This is a genomic window from Vibrio sp. S11_S32, from assembly GCF_014694465.1.
Lineage (GTDB): Bacteria > Pseudomonadota > Gammaproteobacteria > Enterobacterales > Vibrionaceae > Vibrio > Vibrio algicola.
The window spans coordinates 1-853 of record NZ_JAAUWS010000131.1 but is presented as its reverse complement, the minus strand read 5'-3'; the positions used below and the strand labels follow the sequence as shown (position 1 = coordinate 853).

1 protein-coding gene is annotated in these 853 nt (G+C 38.3%); it reads left to right on the top strand.

Features of this window, described 5'->3' with window-relative positions; translation table 11 throughout:
• Positions 1 to 95: 95 nt before the first annotated feature.
• On the top strand, positions 96 to 853 hold a 758-nt coding region (locus HC723_RS16935), incomplete at its 3' end, for an IS5 family transposase (RefSeq protein ID WP_190339928.1).

Genomic DNA, 853 nt, shown 5'->3' with positions numbered 1-853 from the left:
GGCTTTGTTGCATCGCTCGATAAACAATCAATTAGGCAATACTGTCAGGGTCGGTTATTATTTTAATCGACCTTTCATATCAGAATAATTAACAAATGCCTTACAAATACAACCAAACTAAACAGCATCATTTTAAAAAGCATACTTACCGACAAAGTAACTATTCAGATTATAATAAAGCCCTCAAAAATAGAGGGCGAATCGATATATGGATATCGGATGATGTCCTCACTTGCTGGCAAGCGGATGTGCGTGTTTATGATGGTACAGGTTCAACAGCTAAGTATCCTAATAGCACTATTGAAGCCTGCCATTACCTACGGATGGTATTCAAATTACCTTTACGTCAAACACAAGGCTTTATTGAAAACATACTTGAAATGTTAGGGAAAAATAACTTTCAATGCCCAGACTATACATTACTTTCGAAACGGCTAGCTAAGTTAGGTTTTGAGACACCAAAATTTAAAATAAATGAAAGCGTAGACGATGACATTGTCGCTATTGCTATTGATTCTACGGGTTTAAAGCGATTTGGTAGAGATGAGTGGCATCAGGAAAAGCATAAGGTGAGTGCAAAACGAAGTTGGCGAAAAGCGCATTTAGCGGTTAAGGGCAACCACATAATTGAAAGCGCCGTCTTAACGCATAAATACGTTATGGATGACCAGATTGTGGATGCGGTTTGTGAGCAAATTACAGCGCAAGTCGAGCATATTACCGCAGATAAAATGTACGATACTAATGCCGTTTACCAAACATTGGAAAATCACTTTCCTGATGCTGACATTATCATCCCACCGAAAGATAATACGTTTGCAGACGATTATCATCACGCTAAGCGAATGAGTAA